The organism is Pseudobacter ginsenosidimutans (assembly GCF_007970185.1).
GTDB classification, from domain to species: Bacteria; Bacteroidota; Bacteroidia; order Chitinophagales; family Chitinophagaceae; genus Pseudobacter; species Pseudobacter ginsenosidimutans.
In genome coordinates this window covers 3,669,387-3,692,937 of sequence record NZ_CP042431.1, presented here as the reverse complement: position 1 = coordinate 3,692,937, position 23,551 = coordinate 3,669,387, and the positions used below count along the sequence as shown (strand labels likewise).

Below are 23,551 nucleotides of genomic sequence, written 5' to 3'. Positions count from 1 at the left end.
AAGATTTAAAGTGTTGCAGCAAAACCGAATTTGATGGTCCTTGCAGGAGGCATACTGCTGAAATTCTTGATCTCGGGATCTACGCCTTCATACTTAGTGATTGTAAAAAGGTTCTGTGTAAGGATGTTGAAGGAACAGTCTTTCAATCCCAGCCTGCGGGCCAGCTTCCCGGGAAAAATGTAGCTCAGTGCTACATTCGTGAACCGGAAGAACGAGGCATCAGAATAGAAAAGCGTGGAAACTCCATATTGGTAATTGGTGGCGGAACCAGTGGTGAATCGGGCATATTTGGCATTGTCACCTGGTTTTTGCCAGCGGTTGTTGAAGATCTCCTGTGGTATGTTCCCGAATCTGCCCGGGCTTGAAACACTGCCAAAAACATTCCTTCCTTTTTGGATCGCGTAATCCATGCTGATATTCAGACTGAGGTTCTTATACGAAAAGCTGTGCGTGGTTCCACCAAATACAACAGGCACGTCATCCACGGTCTTTTGTTTATCGCTCGGGTAAGCGAATGGAGCCAGTACAGAATTTGAATTGATGAGTCCATCTTTATTATAATCCTCAAACTGGTAACTGCCGGTCATAGGATCGATGCCCAGGTAGTTCAACAGGTATCTTGTATTCAGTGATTGTCCTACCAGGTATTTCGAGAAGTCAGGGGTTCTTTCAATCTGGGGGTACTCGAGCAGAATATTCTTGTTGATGCTGGCATTAACAGAAGCGATCCAGGTAAAATCCTTACCATTCACAGGCGAGGCGGTGAGTTTGAATTCCCATCCCGAGTTTTGCACGGTGGCATCCCAGTTGCCAAATACGCTTTCAAAGCCGGTATAAACGGGTGTTGGATTTTGCGTCAACTGATTTCCCTTCCTGCGTTGGTAATGCGTAATATCAAACTGAAGTCTGGCAGCGCCCTTAAAGCGCAGGTGCATTTCAGCCACCCATTCTTTCGTCAGGGCCCATTGATAGAACTGATTCACCGCATGCAGGTTTTTCGTCGGTGATATATTATCATACAATGCCAGCTGCCCCCTGCTCCATTGCGACAGATACTGGTAATCCCCGCCGCCATCTGAACCTGCTGTGCCTGTATTGGCATTGAACTTGAGATAGTTTATTACGGGGTTCAGGATATTTTTGATCCATTTTTCTTCCGATGCGATCCAGGCCACACCAATGGACCCAAAATTTCCAAACCGCCTGCCTGGTCCGAACCTGGAGGACCCATCCCTTCTTCCGATAACATTCACCACGTATTTGTTGTCCCATTCATATTCCATTCTGGCCATTACACCGGCAGTTTTGTACTGGCTCCTGGTAAAATCAGCCGCCATCACGGGAGCCTGTGAAATAGCACGCAACGTTGCGTCATTGGTGAAACCCAATCCTCTCGAAGAGGCGCCTTCGCCTACACTTGAACGAAGCGTGAAGCCTGCCATCAGACTTAGATTACTTCTTCCGAAAAGACCTTTCCTGTAAGAAAGTTGTGGCTCAACACTCCATGTTCTCGTATCTCCCTTGGAGAGAGTGACAGAACCTGTTGGATTCTTTGCAGGGTTCTGCGACCTGATAGGCACCAGACTCCATGAAGTATTGTTGGAAATGGCATAGGTCAAATTTGCAGAAAGACTCAGGCCTCTTGCCAACTGGTAATTGAATTTGAGCGAAGTACTGAGTGCAGACGAGCGGCTTTCTACCGGCTTAAGCAATGCGCCGAACGCATCAAGGTTATTTTCGAAGCCGCTACCCAGCCAATCCTTATAATTCAGTTCGCCCATGGAATCAAAAATAGGCGGAGCATTGGGAGGCAAATTCATGGTATTGGGAGCAGTCACCATATTGAGAGAGGTAGCCATATAGCTTACAGTCAATGAAGAATTGAATTTCCTGTTTTCGCTTTGGCGATCGAGTGCGAGATTTACGCCCATAGTTTGATCCTTACCGGTAACGGCCGTTATTTTTCCGGGCCGTGAGTAATTGGCTGAAATGCGGTATTTCAAAAGCGGCGTGCCTCCGGAATAACCGATGCTTGCATCCATCGTCACTCCTGCTTTACCCCAGAGTTGCCGCTGCCAGTCAGTATACCTGGTAGTATCCCAGAGCACCAGGTCCGGAGCGTTGACGGCCGATGGAATAAGCCCGTCGTTCTTCAATGCTTCGCGGCGCATTTCCACATACTGCTTTGTATTGAGCAGATCATAATAACGAAGGATTTTGGAAATGCCGAAATTGATATTCACAGAAAGGGCCGGTTCGCCGGACTTACCTCTTTTGGTAGTGATCAAAATCACACCATTCGCTCCCGAGGAGCCGTAGATAGCAGTGGCGCCAAGATCTTTCAGGACTTCAATACTTTCGATATCTTTCGGATTCAATCCAAACAAAGGGCTCTGACTGCCGGCAGGACTCAGATAAGCCATGATCCCCTGCACCGGTCCATCGCCAAAAGCAACTCCACGGTTGGATCCCAGCCCTATCGGAATGCCATCGATGATGATCAGCGGATTCTCACTGGCTTCAGACAGAAGTCCTCTCCCACGGATATCGATCTTCACAGGTGTTCCGTTATAGGTGGATACCGGCGTCAATAACATCCCCGGCACTTTACCCTGTAATGTCAGCAGCGGGTCCATCACGGGCTGGCGGGCAATTTCCTCACCACTCACTTTTGCCACGGATGAGGTACTCAAACGGTTGGTGGTTTTACTGTAACCCTGCGCCACCACTTCATCCAATTCGTTATTGACTTCTTCCAATTTCACCCTGATTATTTTGCCAGTTGAAGCAACCGGGATATCAGCAGTTTTATATCCAATGAAGCTAACCCGCAGCACATTCCCTGGTTTAGCATCCTGTAATTTGAAGCTGCCATTGGCATTGGTGGTGGTCCCCTTCCTGGTGCCCAGCAGCATTACGCTGGCATCGGCCAGCGGCTCATCCCTTTTATTGAAAACGACGCCAACAATTTCGTTTATCGTTGTATCACCACCGTTCTTCATATGCCCGTCTCCGTTATTACCTTTGTCAGGATTTTTTTCGGAGATCACCACAGTTTTACCCACCATTGAATAAACGAGATCGGGTTGACCGGCAAAGCATTTTTCAAGCGCTTCCGCCAGTGGAATGAATTTCAGGTCGAGCGTCACCTTTGCGGCTTTTCCCAATGTGGGTTCATCCACAAAAAAGGAATACCCTGTTTGTTTTTTGAAAAGTTTCAGCACCGATTCGAGCTTTGCCTCCTTCACCGAGATAGTCACTATCTGCGCTTTACCCTGCAAGCCCGCCATCAGGCAGCCTAAAACCAAAATGAAAGCAGTCAGTTTCATGAATGTTGCAGTTAAAAATTGAAATGAAAAATTGTTTTGGCAATAGGATCCCAGCCGGCCATAATAAACAGCCGTGTACCGCAACTGGTGAGTAAGGTTTATGATTATGGATGTACGATGATCTTCTTGTTGTCCACGGTAAAGCGGAGCTTTGTTTTGCCAAGTATCTGGAATACCTGGTCCAGTTGAGCGCTGCGCGGGATCTCTCCCACAAATTTCAGGTCGGGGATCTCCCCGCGGTATTCCACGCTCACATCATACCAGCGTGATAGCTGACGCATCACCGTCTGCAGATCGGTATGGTCGAAATAAAAGAATCCGTCTTTCCAGGCCAGCACTTCCTCTGCATTGATCCGGTCGATCATTTTGAAAGTTCCATTGTTTTGCAGGCGCGCCTGTTGCCCCGGCAATAGCAGGTATTGTTCATTATTCTTCTTCAGTTGAATGCTGCCTTCCAGCAATGTGGTGTTCACCTGCGGTTCGTCCGCATAGGCATTTACGTTGAAATGAGTGCCCAGCACCAGGATATCCATATTGCGGGCAGCATCTGCGGGGTCATTAACACTAACGGTAAAGGGTACCCTGTTTCCACCCGAAGCCATTTTTTTCGCCACTTCAAAATATACTTCTCCTGTTATCTTCACATTCCTTCCCGTATTGCTGAAGGCCGTAGGAAATGTGATGGAGCTTCCTGCATTCAGCCAAACACCTGTGCCATCGGACAACTGGAACTGGTACTGTCTTCCTCTCGGCGTTGTGATGGTATTGTAAACTACCGGCGCATTCAGGTTTTTCTTCGATTCATAAGCAAGTTCCCGGTTCTTCAATACCAGGTCTGCTCCCTGTTGGCGGGCGATCACTCCATCGGCCAGGCTATCCAGCAACATCTTCGATCCATCGGCAAGGGTGAGGATAGCGCCGTCACTGCCGGGAGGGATACTGACAGTAGAAGCAATAGCATGCTGTTCCTCTTTTCCATTTTTATTATCTGCAAAAAACAACCAGGTGCCGGTGGTCAGCAACAGTAATACCGCGGCGGCTATCCAGATCCAACGCCTGGAACGTTTGGGTGAGTACATTTCAACCACAGGAGCTGCTGCCCGGTCGGCCTGCATTACAGCCTTCAATACCGGCATGAGGGATTCATCAAATGGCAACTGCAGGTCCGGATCTCCGTTCAGTTCCATGAATATTTCCGATAGCAATTCCCGTTGTGCCGGATCTTTCAGCAATTGATAGAATTCCTGCTGCTCCGTTTCATTGAGTTCATTTTCGAGGAATGCCCTCACCAGGTTATGTATATGGCTGTTTTGCATGTACTGATTATATAAGATCAGGCAACAAAGGATAATGTCACTATGCGTCCTGAAAAAAATTAAAATAAAAGTAACAGCAGGAAAATTGGAAGGTCCAGGCGGAGGTTCAGCTCCTGCCTGATGGTGTCCAGCGCGGCGCTGAGCGCATTACGCACATAGCCATGTGAAAGCGACAGATCATCAGCGATCTCTTTGGTGGTTTTGCCTTCTTCACGGTTCATCCGGTAAATGGTGCGACGTTGCTGCGGGAGTTGTTCAATCACTTTATTCAATGTCTGCCGGATTTCTCTGAAGTCGATGGCTGGCAGCGGGTCTTCCTGCTGTGATGGCTGTGCAAGCCTGAGTGCGGCCAGACGTTTGTCCTGCGCAGCATTCTTATCCAGTATCAACAAACATTGATTGGTGACCACTTTTTTAAGCCAGGCAGCAGGTTGCTCTACCTGCGGAAGTTTATCCCGGTACAGCCAGACTTTGATGAACACTTCCTGCATCACGTCCCTGGCAGCCTGATCATTCCTTAAGATCTTGTTGGCGTAATGTGTAAGTGGCGTGGCCCATTGGATGAAGAATTGCGTGAATGCCTGTTCCTCTCCTTCTGCGATACGGAAGAATAATTCTTTATCCACGTATGAGGGTTCGGTCGGCAATGCAGTTGATTTGGTTGCGGGATGTAGTGCAAACTATAAAAAAATATGAAACGAAACACGTACAATAAAAAAACGCAGAACTAAAAGGTCCGGCATTCAATAAAACAGCCTGCAGGATCGCTGCAGGCTGTTTTGAATATGATCAGGATCGGATAGGCTATTTAGCCTCCCATCCATAGTCTATATACTCATAATCCACTTTATCTCCATCAACATTGATCTTTATGAATCCTTCCTCTACATTGTGCTGCTTGCTTCGCCACCATTTTCCAGACACAGAAGGGGCTGTAATAAAAGTAGTTTTGTTCAATACATTCAAGGCTTCAAAATAATGCAGATGCCCCTGCAGTACCAGGCGAAGGTTCTTCGATTCAAACAATCTGAGCAGCCGATGACTGTCAACAGCAGCCACTTTATCATCATTGGCATTGGTGCCACCACCGTACCACTGCGACAAGGTAGTGATCAATGGCACATGCATCATGATAACAATTGGCGTTTGAGCGTTGACGGCTTTCAGATCTTCCCTGATCCATTCCAGCTGTACACTATCGATCTTGCCAATATACTTTCTGTCCGGAGTAATGAAGATATTGTCCAGCACCATGAAATGCCAGCCTTTGTGATCGAAGGAATAGTATCTCTTGCCAAAGTATTTTTCATAATAGCGCTTTCCATAGAGTGCTCCATTGGTATCCGCCTCCTTTTGGTACAGCTCAAAAATTTCATGGTTGCCCACTGCGTAATGAAGCGGCGCCTTGATCCTTGAAGCCTGTTCCAGGTAGGATCTGGTATTACCGATCAGTTCTTTTTCTTTTACACGCAGCGCATCATAAATGATATCACCACCCACCATTACGAGGTCCGGGTTCAGTTTGTTCAATGTATCCACCAGCATACTGAATCCCCGGGGTGCATCGAATTTCTGCGTATAATGAATATCAGACATGAATACAAAACTGAACTTGCCCTGGGCAAGTCCAGTTGTTGTGAAATTCAATAAAACCAAAACGGCTACACTGATCTTTTTCACTTTTCAATCGCTATTTAGGGTTTGGTAAATTTATGAATGATCAGTTTCCTGTTTCGGATGTAGTTCGCATAGGCTTCTCCGTTCGGTGCAAATCCTAATGAGAGGTCCTCCCCTGTAGCCGTTTCCAGCACATGCGGAACTGACCAGTCCTGCGTTTCGTTATCGAAAGAAACGATGGCAGGATAGTTGTTGTCGTTCCTGTAAAACAAGTAAGGTACGCCATCGGGCGAAATCTCAAAATCAAGATCATACTCGGAACCGGCGACAATATAACTACCCAAAGGTGTTGGCATTGACGCACCAGGCACAAATTTGACTACCCGGTATTTGTAGGTAGACGCATTACTATTATCAGCAAAGGCTAAATAAACATTGCCTTCATCGTCCACATCCATATCGAAGTCACCGGTATTGATGAAAGTGGCGTTAGGGTCTCGCCAGGCTTCCAGCAGCGTGGACCATGCATTGTTCGCGTATTTATAAATGGTAATTGTATTACCATTTACCGGGTTGAGCGTACTCACATACACCACACCATTCTTTTCAACAGGTCTTGAACCGAAAGTGTTCAGGGTTCCCCGTCCAGGTATCTTAGAACCGATCAGCCAGTTATTGTTTTCAAAAACTGAATACCCGAATTCTCTCCTGGCGAATCCTCCGCCGGCTGCATCATAAGTTGTGAACGACATCAACTTTGCTTCGTCAGCAAAAACCAGTGAATTGTAAGAAATCTTCACACCCGTTACACCCGTTGTCGACTGTGCACCAACCAATGACCATGCAGATCCTTCGAGTTTTTTTACAGTAAGTGCCTGGGCAGGAGTTGTACCATAATCAGGAAAGCTTACATAGGGTATGCCTGCACTATTGAAAGTAAAGTCAAAATTGGAACCCATGCGCGTATCGGAGATCTGCGTATTCACCCATACTTCTCCATCCAGGTAAGCCATCGCTGGTCTTGAATCGGAGGAACTCGGTCTGCTTTGACTGTACATGAGATACGGCAACCCAGTGGCCGGGTTCACTTTCATGATCACGGAAGTGGCCGAATCATTCACCGTAAAATCGATAGCCCTCCAGATAAAATCACTACCCTTCGCAATCGTAACTGTATACTTCGCATTGTAATTACCGTCAGAAAGGAAATAATCAACTGGTATCCGGAAATCATTCGCGGTCTCACCGCTTTTCTGTGCCGTTTCTCCCACTTTGATCACATCATTATCGCTCACCGTGAACCTGGCCACCAGTGCACCCCTGTCTACATTCACAGGCATCTGCATTAAGATATTATTGTTGTTGAGATTACTCACGATGTAATCCCTCTCCAGTACACCAGGATTATCAGCCTCATAAAAACCGAAGGAAAGCAATTTCACTTCGTTCACTTCTTTGCGCTCCCATACATCCGCCTTCTTGGCGCAGGACACCAAAGCGATCAGCAGGAAGATGGAAAAAGTTATATTGAACAGTTTCATATTAATCTTTTAAAAGGTTAGACTCAGTGGAACTTTGTGATGATAAGCCTTATCTGAAGCTGGTCCTTTCCGGGAAGCCCCAGGTTGAAAGCAGGATTACTTACACTGAGCAGCTCGATCACTACAGTATTATTCTTTGCCGGATCAACAGGATTGGCCATCCATCTGATCCTTACAGGCATATCATAAATGCCGGGCAGGAACTTTACTTCAGATGCGGGATTGATCAATTCATAATCCACTCCTTCAGTCAATCCATCTCCTACTGTGATCTTGTACGTTACAGTAACAGGTTCCAGTACCTGCGGGCCACTCAGGTAAATACCATAAGTGCTTACCACATTCGCTTTATCACTGATATTGACGGTGGAAGATTCATTGTCCATGATATGAACATACCGCAGATCGTAAGTATCATTTTCGTTTTTTGAGCAGGCGCTGAAAAGGAGAACCGATACAAACAGGTATAATATATTTCTTGACAATTTCATATGCTATTTGTTTACAGTTGGGTTACCTGTCATACCCGGGTTGGCGTCTATTTCAGACTGCGGGATTGGCAGAATAAATAAGTTGCTGGGGTAATCGAGCCTCTTCACAATGGAAGTGGTGGTAGCGCCACGGACCAGGTTTTGCTTCATACGAGTGATGTCGAAAAAATTATGTCCCTCGAAACAGAATTCTTTAGCGCGCTCCTGGATGAGGGTCTTTTTCAAACCCTCTTTACTCAGGTCGGTGAGTGTAATATCTTCCGGAGCCATTCTCAACGCACGTCCGATCATCACTTTCAGATCATCCGCAGCGAGGTCCAGTCGATCTTTCGCCAAATTGGCTTCTGCCCTGATCATATACATTTCTGAAGCCCTCAATACCATCGGCTCATACTTTTCTGTGCCGCCATCGAACTGAACAGTGATGGTCCATTTCTTTGTCAGGAATTTTCCTGCGTTGTCAGGAATGGCCTGGAATAAGCCCAGCCTGATATCAGCAAGATCTTTGAACAGGCTCATCAATGTATCAGCAGGTACGTAAGTGGCATCTTTCACTGAATATACTTCACCGAGCTTTTTTGTTCTGAGCCTTCCGTTCAAACGGAAAATGGTCTCAACACCTGGGGTCAGGTTGTTGAACATGGCAGCATAATCACTATTATAAGCCAGTGCACTGTTGTCTATCACGGTGCCTGCATAGCTGATGGCATCATCCCATTTCTCAGAGTACAGGTAAACCCTCGCCAGCAATGCCTGAACAGATTTTTTGGAAGCATAATAAGAACTCAGTGGAGCACCGGAACCAAACAGAGTTTCAGCATCTTTGAGATCTTTGATCACCTGCGCATACACATCTTTCACAGAAGCCCTGCTCACCTTATCTTCCGGCGCCGGATTTTTCAGCACGATGGGTACGCCAGGATGTCCTGCATCAGCAGTGTAGTTCCAGGGCTGAGCATATACTCTGCAAAGATCGAAATGTGCGAGAGCTCTGATGAACAATGCCTGTGCTGTGATCTGATCGATCTCCGATTTATGATCGGGATTATTCTTTACGAACTCAGGCGCCTGCTCGATGATATTGTTCGCATTGGCGATAGTGGTCAGGATCCTGCGCCAGATATAACCCACAGCCTGGATCTCCTCTTCAGGATCAGACACAAAATCCTGTTGCTGCTTCATTACATTGATGCCGGTCTTGGTGATATCCACCATATTACCAGCCACTTCAGGATAATAATAAAATTCCGAAGCATAATAATCGAAGGTCAGTCCATAGGTACCGAGGATGCTTGAACGAAAACCTTCGATCTTTGAAAAGAGATTGGGGATTGTTTCCCTGTCTGAGTTGTCCACTTCAAAATATTTCTTACATGAAGTGAATGTAACCAGCAGGATCGCTATATAAATGATTTTATTCTTCATCGTTCATGTATTAGAAAGTGACATTAATAGCTAACAGGAAGCTTGTTTCCAGCGGATATCCACTTCTGGACTGTTTGTAGGAGTTCCTGTTCGTTTTATCGTACGGCGTCCAGAAACCAAGTTCATTACCGATCAGATTTACGGTACAGGCTTTCACATTCAGTTTCTTAACCGTTTTTTCAGGAAGTGCATAACCGAGTGAAAGGTTCTGAAGTCGAACGAATGTTGTTTTATGAACAAACCTTGTAGAGTTCATCACTGAACGGGTTGATATGCCCCAGATAGGTTTGGGATTGATAGCCACATCACCAGGACGCTGCCATCTGTCCAGCTGATTCACGGACTGGTTATCTGCTTCAATATTCAATCCATCGGAGTTGATACCTCTTCCGAATGTGCTGAACGCATAACCTCCGATCTGATAAGAGATGAGAGCGCTCAATGAAAATTGTTTGTATTCGATCTGGTTCCTTACGCCACCAAATAGATCCGGGTTGGCAGATTTCCACGGAACCCTGTTATCGATGCTATAAGAACGCGTAAGGTTGCCATTGAAGTCATACCACAAAGGCGCCCCATCCCGGGGATCAACACCTGCCCACCTGATGAGATAGAGCGTATTGATATCCTTTCCTTTTGTCCAGATATAGTTTCCGTTTGCCTTGCCATTATCATTATACAATTCCAGGGCGGTGTTCTTATTGTGTGCAGCATTCACTTCAACCCACCAGGAGAATTGTTTCCGCTCATTGTTGATCACATTCCATCTTACTGTAGCTTCTATGCCTTCATTGAGGAGAATACCGGTATTGCTCTGCGCTGATGTTTCACCGGTAGCCCTTGAAACAGGAACACTAACGATGGCATCCACCGTTTTCTTTCTGTACGCTTCCACCAGGAATGTCAGCTTGTTGAACAGACCCAGGTTCAGCTTCAGGTTGGTTTGATTGGCGGCTTCCCAACGCAGCAACGGATTGGGAATATTTGAAAGGATGGCACCATCTTGTCCATCGTAACCGTTGTTGGCAGTGATAGCATATATACCGAAGATCTCCTGGTTGCTCAACCTGGAGTTACCGGTCTTGCCGTAAGTAGCATCCAATCTCAGGTAGTCGATATTCTGGATATCACTGAACAAATCCTGCTTGAGGTTCCAGCCAATACCTGCTGAAGCAAAATTCCCCCATCTTGCATCACTACCGAAAGTGGAACTACCATCCCTTCTTCCTGTGAACTGGATATAATACTTCCTGTCATAGTTGTATTCCAGTTGCCCGAAATAAGAAGCTTGTTTCTCTTCCCTTTTGTTGTATGTATTGGAGACAACGTTCTTAGCGTTGGATACATCCCGGTGGTTATCGTCATCAAAACCTGATACGGACAGATAAGTGGTGTTGTATTTTTTAGAATACAATTCGAAGCCGGCAAGGCCGCTGACATGGTGAACGCCAAAACTTTTCGAATAATTCAAGCGCTCGATGAAAGTTTTGGTTACTGTTTTATTGTACGACCTGGATGCATAACCGATAGCATTGCCCTGCTGATCCATGCCAGACCAGTTGGTCCTTGCGCTATAGATATTCTGTTTGATCTCCTGGTAATCTATTCCATATTGCGTGGTGGACTTCAAACCTTTGATGATCTCATAGCCCAGAGTGAAGTTATTGTTGAGCACATTGCCTTTCTGAATATCATCATTCTGCTCTCTTTCAGCAACTGAGTTGAAGAACTTCACATCGGTATAAATTGGATCGCCATTGGGGGCAGTGCCTGTGATTTTCTTATTGTACAAACGATAGGTTCCATCGTTGTTGTACGGAGAGAAAATGGGCAGAAAATCCAGGTAGTCCATGCCGGGGTTGAATGTATTGTTCTTATTGAACGAGTATCTTGAGATTGCGCCGATCTCCAGTTTCTTTGTGATCTTATATTTCAGGTTGGCGGAAACAGATGCCCTCATCTGTGTATTGCCCTTGATGGTGGCTTTGTTATTGAAAAAACCACCGGAAACTGCATAGTCGAGCTTATCGGTACCGCCTCTGAGAGACAAGGTAGCGTTGTTCACGATGCCGGTTCCATAGAATTCATCCGTCCAGTCTGTATTGGTTTGACTATAATTGTTCTGATCGTTATCGTTGTAAGGGAAATAGGTCAGATCCCTGTCAGCATTAACGAATGACTCTTTGGCCAGCTCCATGTATTCAGCGCCATTCAGCGTTTTATACTTTGTATTCTTATTGATCCTGGAGAAACCGTTCTGTAAAGAAAGATTCCATACCGGAGCACTTTTTTTGCCGGATTTGGTAGTGATCAGGATCACACCATTGGAAGCATTGGCGCCATAGATGGCAGCGGCAGCGGCATCTTTCAGTACCGTGATCGATTCGATATCTTCCGGATTGATATAAGACAATGGAGTTACAGAAGTTTGAATACCGGGAACCATATTGGTTCGGTCACCGGTAAAAAAAGGTGTACCGTCAACAATCCACAGCGGTTCATTGGATGCATTGAAAGAACCTGTTCCCCTAAGCCTCAGGTTCATCCTGGGTTTGGTGCTGCTGGCATCATCAGTATTTAACGTTACTCTCAGGCCAGGAACCTGGCCATCCAATAATGCGTCTATACGACCGGCAGGCAGATTGGCGATCCTGTCTGCATTGACCTGGTAAGCAGATCCCACCATTTCTGTTTTCCTTTTCTTTTGTCCATAAGCCATCACCACCACTTCATCGTTGGTGTTCGGCTTGGTTTGCAACACCACCATCAGGGAATTCTTTCCTTCAGCCAGTTTTATTTCCTGGCTTACATAACCAACATAGGAAACGGTAATGATCTCGCCGGCATCCAGGTTCAGGGTGATATTTCCCTGAGCATCCGTAACACCGGACTTTTTGGATTTTGTTACAGCAACAGTGGCGCCGGTGAGCGGTTGCCCCTCCGCGTCAGTAACGCGGATCTTTACCGGATCGGCCAGGGAAAGATTCAGCTCTATTGTTCGCTTTGTTTCTGCCGGTGCAGCTGAACCGCGACTGATAAAGATGGTCTTGTTTTCGATAACATAATTGAGAGGCTGTCCGTTGAAAGCTGCTTTCAATACGTCAGCCAGCGAAGCATTCTGCAGGTCCAGCGTAACTGGTTTTGCATCTGCCAGCAGTTCTGCATTGTAAAAAACAGCGTAACCGGTTTGCTTCTTAACGGCAGCGAGCACTTCTTTCAAAGGAGCATTCTTCACTTTGAGCGTTATTGCCTGTGAGAAACTGGCGGATACATGAAAAAAACAGCCTAGCAGGAATACTGCAGTGATCTTCATCACGCGCATTGCTTTGGTGAATGACCAGGCGGAACCTGGCGGTAACGGGTGAGATACCATAACTGTATTTTGAGTTGGGGTTTACGATGAACGATGGATCGGCAATTCCGGTGAAGCCTACGGCATCACAATCAGATTCCTGCCTTCCAGTCTGAAATTGATCTTGGTTGCTTCCAGTCCTTTCAATACTTGCGACAAACTCAGGCTCCTGCTCATTTCTCCGAAGAATCGTTGTTCAGGAACTCCTTTTTCATAGATAATGTTTATGTCGTACCATCTTGATAATTGTCTCATGATGGTTTTGATATCTGCATTATTAAAGCTGAAGAATCCATTGCGCCAGGCGAGCACCTGTTCGGTATCAACCGATTCAACTTTCACATAGTCGATATTACCATTTACTATCGCTTGCTGACCTGGCCCCAGTACTTTAGCTTCGGCCGCTGAAAGTTTTCTCACTCTTACACCTCCATCAATCAGCGTTGTTTTCACACCGCTTTCATCCGGATAGGCATTCACGTTGAAGCTGGTGCCCAACGCCACGATCTCCGTACCATTGGCATTCACGATAAAAGGCTGTTTGTTGTTCTTTGCAATTTCCATGTATGCTTCACCGGAGATCTCCACTACCCTTTCAGGTCCATTGAATACAGTAGGATATTTTATGTAGGACGCTGCATTCAACCAAACTCTCGTACCATCTGCCAATGTGAGTGCATACTGACCTCCTCTTGGAACTGTCAGTGTATTGAAGGAAGGTTTTGCAGCTACACCTTTATCGATATGATAAGCCAGTAGTCCGCTATCCAGTTTCACAATCCTGGCATTACCCTGTTGTGCAAGACTTCCATTCTGCGCTTCGTCCAGCACTATTCTGCTGCCATCTGCCAGTGTGAGAACAGCTTTATCGCTGCCTGCCACAATATCTGTTTGTGGTGATGCAACAGCCACTGCCAGCTCTTTTTCTTTTTTATCGTTTTTGAACAAGAGGAAAAACAGAGCCGATACAGCTATAACAAAAACCGCTGCGGCATAACGGAACCAACCTGTTTTAAGAAAATGAACGCGGTGAACGGCAGCCACTGGTTGCTCTTCCTGTTCAGCAGCGATAGCATTCACCATCCTGGAAAACATCCTGCGGCTGGTAGACTCACTGATATTTTCCAAATGCCTGAACCGGTCACTAAGATCAACATCATGGAATTTCTCCAACAGCACCTTCGCTTCCTCCGGGTTTGCTGCCATGAAATCGAAAAGTTCATTGGCCTCGTCCGCTGATACAGCGCTATCGAGATATTTTTCCAGTAACTGCCTGTAATATGACAATGGATTTTGCATAGTTCCTGATAAGAAGACAGGAACTTCCAAAAAGAGGGTGGTTCAAAAAATGAAGAATTCTAAAAAAAATTATCAGAGAAGATCCAGGATCAGCACCAGCAAAAAGGCTAGATCACCTTTATCATCCAGAAAACTGCGGAGCGCTTTCTGCGCTTTCACCATATGTTCCTTCACGGTATTCCGGGAAATCCCAAGCAGGGCGGCCGTTTCATCGTAGGTCTTACCTTCTTCCCGGCATAGACGAAAAACTTTCCTGCGCTGGGGTGGCAGGCTTTCCAATGCGTTTTCCAGTAATTGATCGTATTCTTTCAGTGCGCCGGTATCCTGAATCTGGGTGGAAGAAATCGCTTGCAGATGCTGTATAACCCTGTTGCGCAACTTATTATCCACAGCAATTTTTTCTAAAGCATTGATGGCCTTATTGTGGCATATGCGAAAAAGATAAGAAGAAAAAGATGTGTGCACCTGGACCTGTGCCCGCATATCCCAGATCTTCATGAATACTTCATGCGTGAGATCTTCTGCCAGGGAATTATCTTTCAGGAAACCGGTCAGGTAAGCGTATACTGGTTTGTGATAGCGTTCATAGATCTCCTCAAACACCCGCTGGTCGCCACTTTGAAGTAGCCCAACCAATTGCTCATCAGTGTATGTGCTATAATGCAGCATTAGGGGTATAGCATGGGGTAAACGGGCAATAAAGGTAAGAGAATTTTAATTAAATCATATATGACAAAACGCCTGCAGGCAAGAACCTGCAGGCGTTTTTGATATGTAACAACAAAAAATTAGAATTTGAAAGCTACACCGAGACGTACGTTGGTAGAACCGGTAGCGCCGAGCTCGAGGAATCCACCGATATTTTCAGTGAAATAGTATTTACCACCTGCGAGGATACCGAAGTAAACACCACTGCCATAGCTTGATTTCAGACCTTCGCCATCATAATCGCTGTCTTTCCATTTGAAAGAACGGTAACCGAGACCAACACCGGCATATACATCAACTTTCTCGTTATTGATGTTCAGCAGGGTATTGAAATGGTAATTAGCCCTTGCACCGAAATACAATGCAGTGAATTTCCAATCATATCCGAATCCGCCGTACTTGTGAGACAGGTAATCAGCGTTGATACCAACACTGATATCCTCAGTTACACCATACTCAAAAGAAGCACCAAAAGGAATACCGCCACTGTAATAAGAGTTCAGACCAATACCCACATTCAACAGTTTGTCTCCTTTGGAATATGCGCCATTTTGTGCGCTAACAACTAAAGAAACAAACAATGCAAACAATAATACGCTCAATTTTTTCATGACTGCCGTTTAAATTGAAAAATTTTGCGGCAAAAATAAGCGTATCAGCTATTGAATACAATACCTGGATCTCATTAAACGAAAACTACCTGTTTACCGGGATAGGCAAATTATCCTGAGATGCAGAATAACCCTGTCGACTAACCGCTTTTTCTCGCCGGGTTTTCTTCGTAGGTTGGACCATATAATCCGGGCACTTTATTGCCGGTTGCACGCAGGTAAACAATCAGCTCTCCGCGATGATGGTAAATATGATTGAACAGGAAACTTCTGGCTACAATACCACGCGGCATCGGACCTACAACAACCCGCTCTCCTGCTTTCATTGTCCATTCTTCATGCAGACTATCCTCATTGATGCGCTGAAGTGCAGCCCTGGCCTGCTCTACATTCTTTTCAAATAATTCGATGGTGGCCCCGATATCTGAAGGAGCGCCGCGCTCCAGATGATCAGCAGCAAGATCATATACTTTTTTCGTGAGCGTACCAGCATACCAGTAATAGATAGTGGCAATATGCTGCGCAAGTTCTCCCATTGTCCAGGAAATGGGTGAAGGTTTGAAGTTGATATCCTTTGCAGGTACCATCTGCAGCAATTTACGCGTGTTGCTGACCTCCTGTTCAAATTCCGAACGTAATGCCTCAAGTATCATAAGTGGGTTTTGAGCATGAAGGTAAAACTAATCCGCTTGTTTACCATTTGGTCATCGTTACACCACTCAACATACCTGTGCCCGTTACTGAGCCATGTCCACTGACCAGGCTCACCCTGTCCTCCACACCCACTGAAATTTTTTGTCCCAATGCACCGGCGCCGGCTTCGGCTGTAGTGACCATATTGATATCACCAATTCCTTTCGATCCAATCTCCATTTCAACAGCACCGGTAACGGAAGCTCCAATATCTACCGGACCTTTACTGACACCAACGCCTGCTTCAACGCCCGCGCTGACAGTACCATCCCAGTCTTTTACCTGGTGGTTCTCATCCAGGTTGATATTGATATCGGCTCCAATAAAAGCTTCGATGGTAAGCGGACCATAACTGACGCCCTTGCTCAATTTCGGAGACAGCTTCACGGTACCGCCAATATATTTCACACCCAGCTCCCGCTCGGTAACTTTTACATTTCCGAAATTATAAGTAGTGGTGGTATGACTGCAATTGTTTTCCTGCACAATGATGCCGAAGTTGATAGTGCTTTTATATTTGCAGGCAATATCGTCGAACTCCGCCAGCTTGCCTGGTTTCGCATCTTCCTTTTCAACGCAGTCGGCATAGAGACCAACATAATTGTTCATTTCTTCCGGTTGCAATTCGCGGTTCTTCTCCAGCCAGAGTTTCTGGAAATCCATTTTAACCGCTGCAGCTGCAGCTTTGTCGGCACTGGTATACTGCCCCCAGTAGGCCATTTCGTTGCAGTATTGACGGAATATTTTCAGGGCCTCGTCATCATACAATTTCTTTCTTTCGTTCAACGCCTTCAGCAACTTATTGGCGGCATCACGATGCACTGTGCAATGAGCCTCCGGCGCAGGTATCTTGTGACTGGTGCGGATCTCCGTAAGGTCAGCCTTCAATTGTACATAGAGCTCTGCCATCTTTTTAAATTGTCTTCCGAAAAATTCTTCCCGCTCCTTTAATACAAATCCCGCCTTCCTTGCATACATAGTCTCGATGTTAAGTGATGGAACTTCCCCGTTCTGAATAGCAGCCATCGTTTCTGAAGCCAGTGCATTGGCAGATTTTACATATCGCCGCGATTGATCAGCCACTTCTTTCTGCAATTTCCCCATTTTGATTTCGCAGTCCTGGTTGAACTGTTTCCACAGTGGCGCCAATGCAGTAGCCTGACTGATGGTGGTGGGATAATCGGGACGCCTGGTGGTTTCCAGACCAAGCGGATCGGGATCAGAGGGAAGCTGTATCCGGATATCTTTCCTGGTGATCTTATACCCCAGCTTGCTCAGCTTATCTTCTTTATCCTTCGTATAGGCATGTCTGATAGATTTCTTCAAACACTCGATGGCTTTGGTTTTGTTTCCCTTGCTTTCTTCGATACTGGCTTTGGTGAGATTAGCCTGCGGATGATAAGGATAAATGGCGATAGCGCTATCGAGGTATCTTCCTGCTTTGGTCATATCTCCCAATCCAAACCAGGCCTGTCCGAGGTTATTGAGAATGGTATTGTTCCTGGGGAATTTTGCGTTCAGGAGATCAAGCAGGGGATTGCCAGGTGCTGCCCTCCCTGCATCACCAGCATGCTGGTGTAATTGCTGAGATTATCAGAGTTGGAAGGATCTTCAGTGCATATCCTGCCCAGGAGATATAGAGCAATATCTGGTTGCCCCGATAACCAGAACGCGAGCGACATACTCCCGGCCTTTGCCGGAGAACCGGCCATGGACTTCAGTTGCAGGAAAAGATCGCTGGCAATTTTTGTCCGGCTGGCATCCAGGGTGGATGCTGTCTTTTGCTGAAGCGAAGAAAGATAAGCCGGCAGCTTTGCAGCTGTGAGCCCTGCCGGTATCGCAGCGATACGTGCAGCATCCCTGCGCGGAACAATTCGCGAATCATCTTCCATTGCCCTGGCCAGTTGCGCATCGCTGATATTGGCCGGCATTTTGCCCATCTTCTTCATGTCCGGCATTTTGATGCCCATACTGTCCATCATCTTTTTATCCTCAGGATCCATTTCCTTCATCATTTCATCCATCATTTCCTGCGCCTGCTTTTGCATGTCTTTCATGTCTTTTTGTGTAGGCGCTTTGCTCTTTGCCGGTTTGGTCTGACCAATCACTGCCAGGCTAACTGACAATGGCAGCAAGAGAAAGAATATCTTTTTCATAATCGTTTTTTATGGCGCCGGAACCAGGCTACCCTGCTCCGGCATTACAATTTTAGCCAGATACAAATCCCTGCACAACACCCGAAAAGTGGAAAACAGTACAGCAGAGAATCCCCTGAACAGGGGATGGTGAACCGGAATAGTGATGCCAAATTTGTGGAATGCATGGGATATACTATTTTACTGGTATGAAGAGGTCATTCATCCTACTGGCGCTTGCTTTACTTTCCGGAATCGGTTTGCAGGCACAATCACTCAATAAAGACAGTCTGCTGCTGCAACTGGGCTCTCAAAGCGAAGACAGTAATAAAGCAAAAACGCTTTATCATCTTTCCATGATCTATGAGAAAAGCGACCTGGACTCCGCCAGCCTCTATCTTGAAAAACTCCGCAGCTTATCACAGCAACTGAATTACCTCCGCGGCCAATACCTGTATTATGAACGCAAAACGGTAGTGTCTTTCACCAACGGGGATTTCACCCTGGCTATGGAAGAGGCCCGGAAAGGACTTGAACTTGCAAAGCAAATGAACAATGCAGGTTTCGAGATCGTGATGCTCAACAATATTGCCATCTGTTATGAATACACAGGAAAATTCCAGGAGCAACTGGATTATACACTGCGGGTAAAAAAGAAAATTGAAGACACGAAGGATTCCGCAAAGATGTCAGGCCTCTATCATGGATTGTCCAATGTATACAGCAATCTTGGACAAAATCGCAAATCCGTTGATTGTGCATTATTTTCCATCGAGCTGTACGAAAAATATAAAAAGACGAACCATTATATCAACCGCGTGTACGCCGGCCTGGGCCAGAGCTATGAAGCGCTGGGAATAACAGACAGTGCAGAGATCGCTTACAGCAAAGGGATTACGGAATCCATCCGGCTGAACGACCGGTTTGCAGAAGGCACCCTTTACAAATTCGTTACCCATTTATATGCTGCGCTTGGCAAATACAACGAAATGCTGGATATGGCCAATCGCGGACTCAGGCTCGCAAAAGAACTGAAGAGCCGCCACCTGGAAGCATCAGCTTTATACAATATAGCTGCGGCCAGTTTTTACAATAACCAGAATGCAACAGCGAAACAATACATTCACCAGGCCATCAGAATTGCTGAAGAGGATTCACTCCGGGCCAACCTGCAGGACAGCTATAAGCTGCTTTCCTATATCGAGGCAAAAAATGGAAACCATCAAAGCGCGGCCTTTGCCATCGGCAAGGCTGACTCCCTGCAACAGGCATCACTAAACGAAGAAGTTGCCAATTCAGCTGCTGACCTGGAAAAGAAATACGAAACAGAAAAAAAGGAAGCGCAGATCGCTTTACAGGCCGCGAGCATAAAACAAAAGAATATCATCAATTATATCCTGATCGGCAGCGCCATCGGCCTGCTGGTCATCATTATCCTGATCTACCTGAATTACAGGAACAAACAGCAGCTGCAACAACAACGCATCGGTGAACTGGAAACAGAAAAACAATTACTGGCCACGCAGAGCCTCCTGAAAGGCCAGGAAGATGAAAGAAGCAGGCTGGCAAAAGACCTGCACGATGGACTTGGCGGCTTGCTGAGCGGCGTAAAACTTCAACTGGGAGCTATGAAAGGTAACGTAATACTAACGGAAGAGAATAGCCGTTCTTTCAACAATGCCCTGAGCAAACTCGATGAAAGCATCAGCGAAATGCGAAGGGTGGCGCATAACATGATGCCGGAAGCCCTGATCAACCTGGGACTACAGCAGGCATTGCAGGATTATTGCGATGGTCTCTCCGAATCCCAGTCCTTCCAGATCAATGGAGAATTCCACGGGCTGGAACAACGTATGCATCCTTCTGAAGAAGTGGTGGTGTACAGGATCGTGCAGGAGCTGCTCAATAATGCTGTAAAGCACTCAGGCGCAACCGTGATCCTGGCGCAGGTGATGCGGCAGGAGAACAAACTCACCATCACCGTGGAAGACAATGGCAAAGGCTTCAACAAGGAACAACTGAACTTCTACGATTCCGCCGGGTTCCGGAACATACAATCAAGAGTGAATTATCTTCGCGGGCAGATAGACATACAATCGGTTCCCGGAAAAGGGACTGCCATTTATATTGAATGCATAATCGAAAACAATGGATAAAATAAAAGTGCTGGTAGTGGATGATCATCCGATGGTGCTGGAAGGCATGCGCGCCATGCTGGCCCAGATCAGCTTTGCACAACTTACAGGACTTGCATCCAATGCCATGGATGCGATGGAAAAACTGAAACAGGATATACCACATATCGTACTCACAGATATCAATATGCCGGAAGTAAGCGGCATAGAGCTCACAGAAAAGATCCGGAAAGAATTCCCTGAAGTGAAAGTTGTAGCCATGAGCACCTTCAAGGAACGAAGCTATATATCAGAAATGGTGAGGAACGGCGCATCGGGCTACCTGCTGAAAAGCGCTTCCAGGGAAGAGATCGAAGAAGCCCTGCTTTCCGTATACGAAGGGAAACTGTTCATGAGCCTCGACATCAACCTGAGCCGCGCAGAAAAACAGGAAATGAAAAATACACCCGTGCTCAGCACAAGGGAAAAAGAAGTATTGCACCTGATCTCCGAAGGGCTCACCAATCCACAGATCGCGGAGAAACTATTCATCAGCCTGCACACAGTAGACAGTCACAGAAAGAATCTGCTCACCAAGTTCAATGTAAAGAATACCGCTTCACTGATCAAGACGGCCACACAAAAGGGACTGCTTTAAAAAAGGGATTTCATTTCCGTCGAAAGTCACGCTTTCGGGGGATTGATCCGGTTCATTTCTGATTGCATTTTTACAATTGTAAAAAATGTAATTATGAAACAACCGATCCTTCTCATAATACTGGCCGTATTAACAACGGGAACCATTCATGCGCAAATTCCACCTGCAATGGAAAGGCCGGTAAAGAAACCAGTGCTGAGACCCGTTCCCCCGCCACCAGCACAAAAACCCGTGCAACCTGCGCCAGCACCCGCTCCCGCGCAAAAAACAGAACCGGCAGTTACAGCTCCGGTGTATAAACTGTCATCTGCCAAAGTGATCATTCAAACAGGAAGCGACAACAAAGAATTCCCATCCATCATTACCATCAGTGTACGTACGCTCAATACCAAACAAGGATTGTATCTCCTTCCGGGAAACGGACTTACCAACGAGTTCAAAGTAAATTCCACTACAGAGATCGGGCTGGTGCAAAGCAATGGAGTTACTGCTGAAGCGCGGGATAAAATTCAGAAAGCACTCACGCTGGATTATATCCAACAATCAGGCGGCCTCAACCTGCGCATTTATTATGGTCCCAATTTCTTTATGGATGCCTGGAAGATCGAAGGCGTAAAACTGGTGATGGAATTCAGAGACCAGTACGGAAACCTTCATCCTGTGTATGGCAACAAGACCATTACCTTCAATACTGCCAGCGGATTTCTGAATAACACTTACAAAACGATGGAATGTCTTTCAGACCCGCAATTCAATCCAACCACTTCCCCTATCAGTGAATACGGAAAATTCTAGGAGACCATCCTTGCAAGCGCTCCCAGTTTCTTCAGTTTCAATTTCAGTTCATCCGTCCAGGGAAGCCCATAACACAATCGCATACAGTTGTGATATTGTTCCTGCAGGGTGAACATCCTGCCTGGTGCAATACTGATCTTTTGTTTCATGGCCAGTTCGTACAACTCAACGGTGTCAAGACCTTTATCGAATTCAACCCATAAGGCCAATCCACCCTGCGGCCTGCTGGTCCTTGTGCCTTCCGGGAAATATTGCGCAATGGCATCCACGTAATGATGGTAATTGCTGAATAATGTTTTTCGAAGATGACGAAGATGAATATCATAGCGTGCACTCTTCAGGAAACTGGCAGCAGCCTCCTGTGTTATGGAAGAACCGGAGATAGTATGCACCAGTTTTTGTTTCAGGATCCTTTCCCTGTATTTTCCCGGCGCTATCCAGCCCACGCGGTATCCCGGGGCCAGGGTCTTTGAAAGGGAACTGCACCAAAGCACATTACCATCTGTATCGAATGCCTTGCAACACATCGGTCTCTGCGGACCAAAACAAAGTTCCCCATACACATCGTCCTCTATCAATGGAATATTATGTTTGCTCAGTAACTGTACCACTTCCTTTTTATTCTCCTCCGGCATGCAACTCCCCAGTGGCGTATTGAAATTGGAGATCAGCAAACAGATATCGATCTTCGGAATGAATCTTTTCAACGCATCCACTTCAATGCCCGTTACCGGATGTGTTGGAAGTTCAAGTACCTTCAACCCCAGGCTCAGCGCCAGTTGCAGGATGCCGGGATAACAGGGGCTTTCGATGGCCACCGTATCGCCGGGCTTTCCCAACGCCATCAGGCAATAGGCAATAGCATTCAAACCACCGGTGGTAGTGATCAGTTCATCCTCCTGCAAACTTCCTCCCCAGGTCAGCGACCGTGCAGCAATCATCCTGCGTAATTTTTCATTGCCCTGCAAAGATTCATAAGCAGCTCCCCCTTCATGGAGCTCCCGCGTAGCATGTACGATCTCCTTGTTCAACTTTGCCAAAGGCAACAAAGAACCTACCGGAGCGCCCACAGAAAAAAGCGTCAGCTTTTCATTTCCCATATTGGCCGATACTCTTTCGATGAGATCTCCTGCTTCCTTCTGCTGCCTTGCAGCTGGTTTGCTCACACCAGGAAGCGGCAACTTCAGGTAAGACAGACGGCTGACGAAATAACCCGATTGTGGCCTGGACTCGATCAGGGATTGCGCTTCCAGTTCCATGAAAATTCGCTTCGCAGTATTCATACTGATACCATGCTCCTGGCATAACATCCGTACGGAAGGCAGTCGCTCTCCGGGTTTCAGCACTTCCGTCCTGATCAGCTTTGCAATCTTTCCGGAAATCTCCTGGTAAATGAAATCTTTCATAGCATCAACTGTATCCATCAAAACTAACAAAACTGAGACTGTATCCTTTCACTTCCGGCAA

Annotated in this window: 18 protein-coding genes; 3 read left to right on the top strand and 15 right to left on the bottom strand. The window is 46.4% G+C overall.

Annotated features, from left to right (window positions below; translation table 11 throughout):
• Positions 1 to 5: 5 nt before the first annotated feature.
• The 14 genes from FSB84_RS14930 to FSB84_RS14865 all read right to left on the bottom strand — a co-directional run bounded on the left by FSB84_RS14930 (position 6) and on the right by FSB84_RS14865 (position 18,538).
• Positions 6 to 3,329 (bottom strand): SusC/RagA family TonB-linked outer membrane protein, encoded by a 3,324-nt coding sequence (locus FSB84_RS14930; RefSeq protein ID WP_130538743.1) that lies wholly within the window; start codon positions 3,327 to 3,329, stop codon positions 6 to 8.
• 104 nt (positions 3,330 to 3,433) lie between these two features.
• Positions 3,434 to 4,645, bottom strand: a complete 1,212-nt coding sequence (locus tag FSB84_RS14925) for a FecR family protein (RefSeq protein WP_130538742.1) — start codon at positions 4,643 to 4,645, stop codon at positions 3,434 to 3,436.
• A 59-nt stretch (positions 4,646 to 4,704) separates the two neighbouring features.
• On the bottom strand, positions 4,705 to 5,271 hold the full coding sequence (locus FSB84_RS14920) for an RNA polymerase sigma-70 factor (RefSeq protein ID WP_158643909.1): 567 nt from the start codon (positions 5,269 to 5,271) through the stop codon (positions 4,705 to 4,707).
• A 178-nt stretch (positions 5,272 to 5,449) separates the two neighbouring features.
• On the bottom strand, positions 5,450 to 6,325 hold the full coding sequence (locus FSB84_RS14915; RefSeq protein ID WP_130538740.1) for a metallophosphoesterase family protein: 876 nt from the start codon (positions 6,323 to 6,325) through the stop codon (positions 5,450 to 5,452).
• Between the two features lie 14 nt (positions 6,326 to 6,339).
• Positions 6,340 to 7,803: a hypothetical protein gene (locus tag FSB84_RS14910; RefSeq protein ID WP_130538739.1), complete on the bottom strand. Its 1,464-nt coding sequence runs from the start codon at positions 7,801 to 7,803 to the stop codon at positions 6,340 to 6,342.
• Positions 7,804 to 7,826: 23 nt separating this feature from the next.
• Positions 7,827 to 8,294 carry a hypothetical protein gene (locus tag FSB84_RS14905; protein WP_130538738.1) on the bottom strand — a complete coding sequence of 156 codons (468 nt, stop codon included), beginning with the start codon at positions 8,292 to 8,294 and terminating at the stop codon, positions 7,827 to 7,829.
• Between the two features lie 3 nt (positions 8,295 to 8,297).
• Positions 8,298 to 9,719, bottom strand: coding sequence for a RagB/SusD family nutrient uptake outer membrane protein (locus tag FSB84_RS14900; RefSeq protein ID WP_130538737.1), 1,422 nt, complete (start codon positions 9,717 to 9,719; stop codon positions 8,298 to 8,300).
• Positions 9,720 to 9,729: 10 nt separating this feature from the next.
• Positions 9,730 to 13,092 (bottom strand): SusC/RagA family TonB-linked outer membrane protein, encoded by a 3,363-nt coding sequence (locus tag FSB84_RS14895; RefSeq protein WP_130538736.1) that lies wholly within the window; start codon positions 13,090 to 13,092, stop codon positions 9,730 to 9,732.
• A 57-nt stretch (positions 13,093 to 13,149) separates the two neighbouring features.
• A complete protein-coding gene (locus FSB84_RS14890; protein WP_130538735.1) occupies positions 13,150 to 14,370 on the bottom strand; it encodes a FecR family protein in 1,221 nt (406 codons plus the stop codon).
• A 72-nt stretch (positions 14,371 to 14,442) separates the two neighbouring features.
• Positions 14,443 to 15,039, bottom strand: a complete 597-nt coding sequence (locus FSB84_RS14885; RefSeq protein WP_130538734.1) for an RNA polymerase sigma factor — start codon at positions 15,037 to 15,039, stop codon at positions 14,443 to 14,445.
• Between the two features lie 119 nt (positions 15,040 to 15,158).
• Positions 15,159 to 15,689: a hypothetical protein gene (locus tag FSB84_RS14880; RefSeq protein ID WP_130538733.1), complete on the bottom strand. Its 531-nt coding sequence runs from the start codon at positions 15,687 to 15,689 to the stop codon at positions 15,159 to 15,161.
• Between the two features lie 140 nt (positions 15,690 to 15,829).
• Positions 15,830 to 16,342 carry a DinB family protein gene (locus FSB84_RS14875; protein ID WP_130538732.1) on the bottom strand — a complete coding sequence of 171 codons (513 nt, stop codon included), beginning with the start codon at positions 16,340 to 16,342 and terminating at the stop codon, positions 15,830 to 15,832.
• Between the two features lie 40 nt (positions 16,343 to 16,382).
• Positions 16,383 to 17,831 carry a tetratricopeptide repeat protein gene (locus tag FSB84_RS14870; RefSeq protein ID WP_147122183.1) on the bottom strand — a complete coding sequence of 483 codons (1,449 nt, stop codon included), beginning with the start codon at positions 17,829 to 17,831 and terminating at the stop codon, positions 16,383 to 16,385.
• Between the two features lie 68 nt (positions 17,832 to 17,899).
• Positions 17,900 to 18,538: a hypothetical protein gene (locus FSB84_RS14865; RefSeq protein WP_147122181.1), complete on the bottom strand. Its 639-nt coding sequence runs from the start codon at positions 18,536 to 18,538 to the stop codon at positions 17,900 to 17,902.
• 188 nt (positions 18,539 to 18,726) lie between these two features.
• On the opposite strand from FSB84_RS14865, the gene FSB84_RS14860 reads away from it, so the two are divergent.
• The 3 genes from FSB84_RS14860 (at position 18,727) to FSB84_RS14850 (ending at position 22,084) form a co-directional block, all read left to right on the top strand.
• Positions 18,727 to 20,673, top strand: a complete 1,947-nt coding sequence (locus FSB84_RS14860; protein WP_158643908.1) for a tetratricopeptide repeat-containing sensor histidine kinase — start codon at positions 18,727 to 18,729, stop codon at positions 20,671 to 20,673.
• Positions 20,666 to 21,289 (top strand): response regulator, encoded by a 624-nt coding sequence (locus FSB84_RS14855; protein ID WP_130538729.1) that lies wholly within the window; start codon positions 20,666 to 20,668, stop codon positions 21,287 to 21,289. The genes FSB84_RS14860 and FSB84_RS14855 overlap by 8 nt, the downstream gene beginning before the upstream one ends.
• A gap of 93 nt (positions 21,290 to 21,382) precedes the next feature.
• Complete coding sequence (locus FSB84_RS14850) at positions 21,383 to 22,084, top strand: hypothetical protein (RefSeq protein WP_130538728.1); 702 nt, start codon at positions 21,383 to 21,385, stop codon at positions 22,082 to 22,084.
• Here the strand turns inward: FSB84_RS14850 and FSB84_RS14845 are convergent.
• Complete coding sequence (locus tag FSB84_RS14845; protein ID WP_130538727.1) at positions 22,081 to 23,490, bottom strand: aminotransferase-like domain-containing protein; 1,410 nt, start codon at positions 23,488 to 23,490, stop codon at positions 22,081 to 22,083. The genes FSB84_RS14850 and FSB84_RS14845 overlap by 4 nt on opposite strands.
• Between the last annotated feature and the right edge of the window lie 61 nt (positions 23,491 to 23,551).

What these genes read in the sequence shown, in the direction of transcription:
- FSB84_RS14910 (WP_130538739.1), bottom strand. Translation starts at nt 7,803, where the DNA reads ATGAAACTGTTCAATATAACTTTTTCCATCTTCCTGCTGATCGCTTTG.
- FSB84_RS14875 (WP_130538732.1), bottom strand. Translation starts at nt 16,342, where the DNA reads ATGATACTTGAGGCATTACGTTCGGAATTTGAACAGGAGGTCAGCAAC.
- FSB84_RS14870 (WP_147122183.1), bottom strand. Translation starts at nt 17,831, where the DNA reads ATGACCAAAGCAGGAAGATACCTCGATAGCGCTATCGCCATTTATCCT.
- FSB84_RS14925 (WP_130538742.1), bottom strand. Translation starts at nt 4,645, where the DNA reads ATGCAAAACAGCCATATACATAACCTGGTGAGGGCATTCCTCGAAAAT.
- FSB84_RS14895 (WP_130538736.1), bottom strand. Translation starts at nt 13,092, where the DNA reads ATGGTATCTCACCCGTTACCGCCAGGTTCCGCCTGGTCATTCACCAAA.
- FSB84_RS14860 (WP_158643908.1), top strand. Translation starts at nt 18,727, where the DNA reads ATGAAGAGGTCATTCATCCTACTGGCGCTTGCTTTACTTTCCGGAATC.
- FSB84_RS14930 (WP_130538743.1), bottom strand. Translation starts at nt 3,329, where the DNA reads ATGAAACTGACTGCTTTCATTTTGGTTTTAGGCTGCCTGATGGCGGGC.
- FSB84_RS14905 (WP_130538738.1), bottom strand. Translation starts at nt 8,294, where the DNA reads ATGAAATTGTCAAGAAATATATTATACCTGTTTGTATCGGTTCTCCTT.
- FSB84_RS14890 (WP_130538735.1), bottom strand. Translation starts at nt 14,370, where the DNA reads ATGCAAAATCCATTGTCATATTACAGGCAGTTACTGGAAAAATATCTC.
- FSB84_RS14855 (WP_130538729.1), top strand. Translation starts at nt 20,666, where the DNA reads ATGGATAAAATAAAAGTGCTGGTAGTGGATGATCATCCGATGGTGCTG.
- FSB84_RS14900 (WP_130538737.1), bottom strand. Translation starts at nt 9,719, where the DNA reads ATGAAGAATAAAATCATTTATATAGCGATCCTGCTGGTTACATTCACT.
- FSB84_RS14850 (WP_130538728.1), top strand. Translation starts at nt 21,383, where the DNA reads ATGAAACAACCGATCCTTCTCATAATACTGGCCGTATTAACAACGGGA.
- FSB84_RS14845 (WP_130538727.1), bottom strand. Translation starts at nt 23,490, where the DNA reads ATGAAAGATTTCATTTACCAGGAGATTTCCGGAAAGATTGCAAAGCTG.
- FSB84_RS14885 (WP_130538734.1), bottom strand. Translation starts at nt 15,039, where the DNA reads ATGCTGCATTATAGCACATACACTGATGAGCAATTGGTTGGGCTACTT.
- FSB84_RS14880 (WP_130538733.1), bottom strand. Translation starts at nt 15,689, where the DNA reads ATGAAAAAATTGAGCGTATTATTGTTTGCATTGTTTGTTTCTTTAGTT.
- FSB84_RS14865 (WP_147122181.1), bottom strand. Translation starts at nt 18,538, where the DNA reads ATGAAAAAGATATTCTTTCTCTTGCTGCCATTGTCAGTTAGCCTGGCA.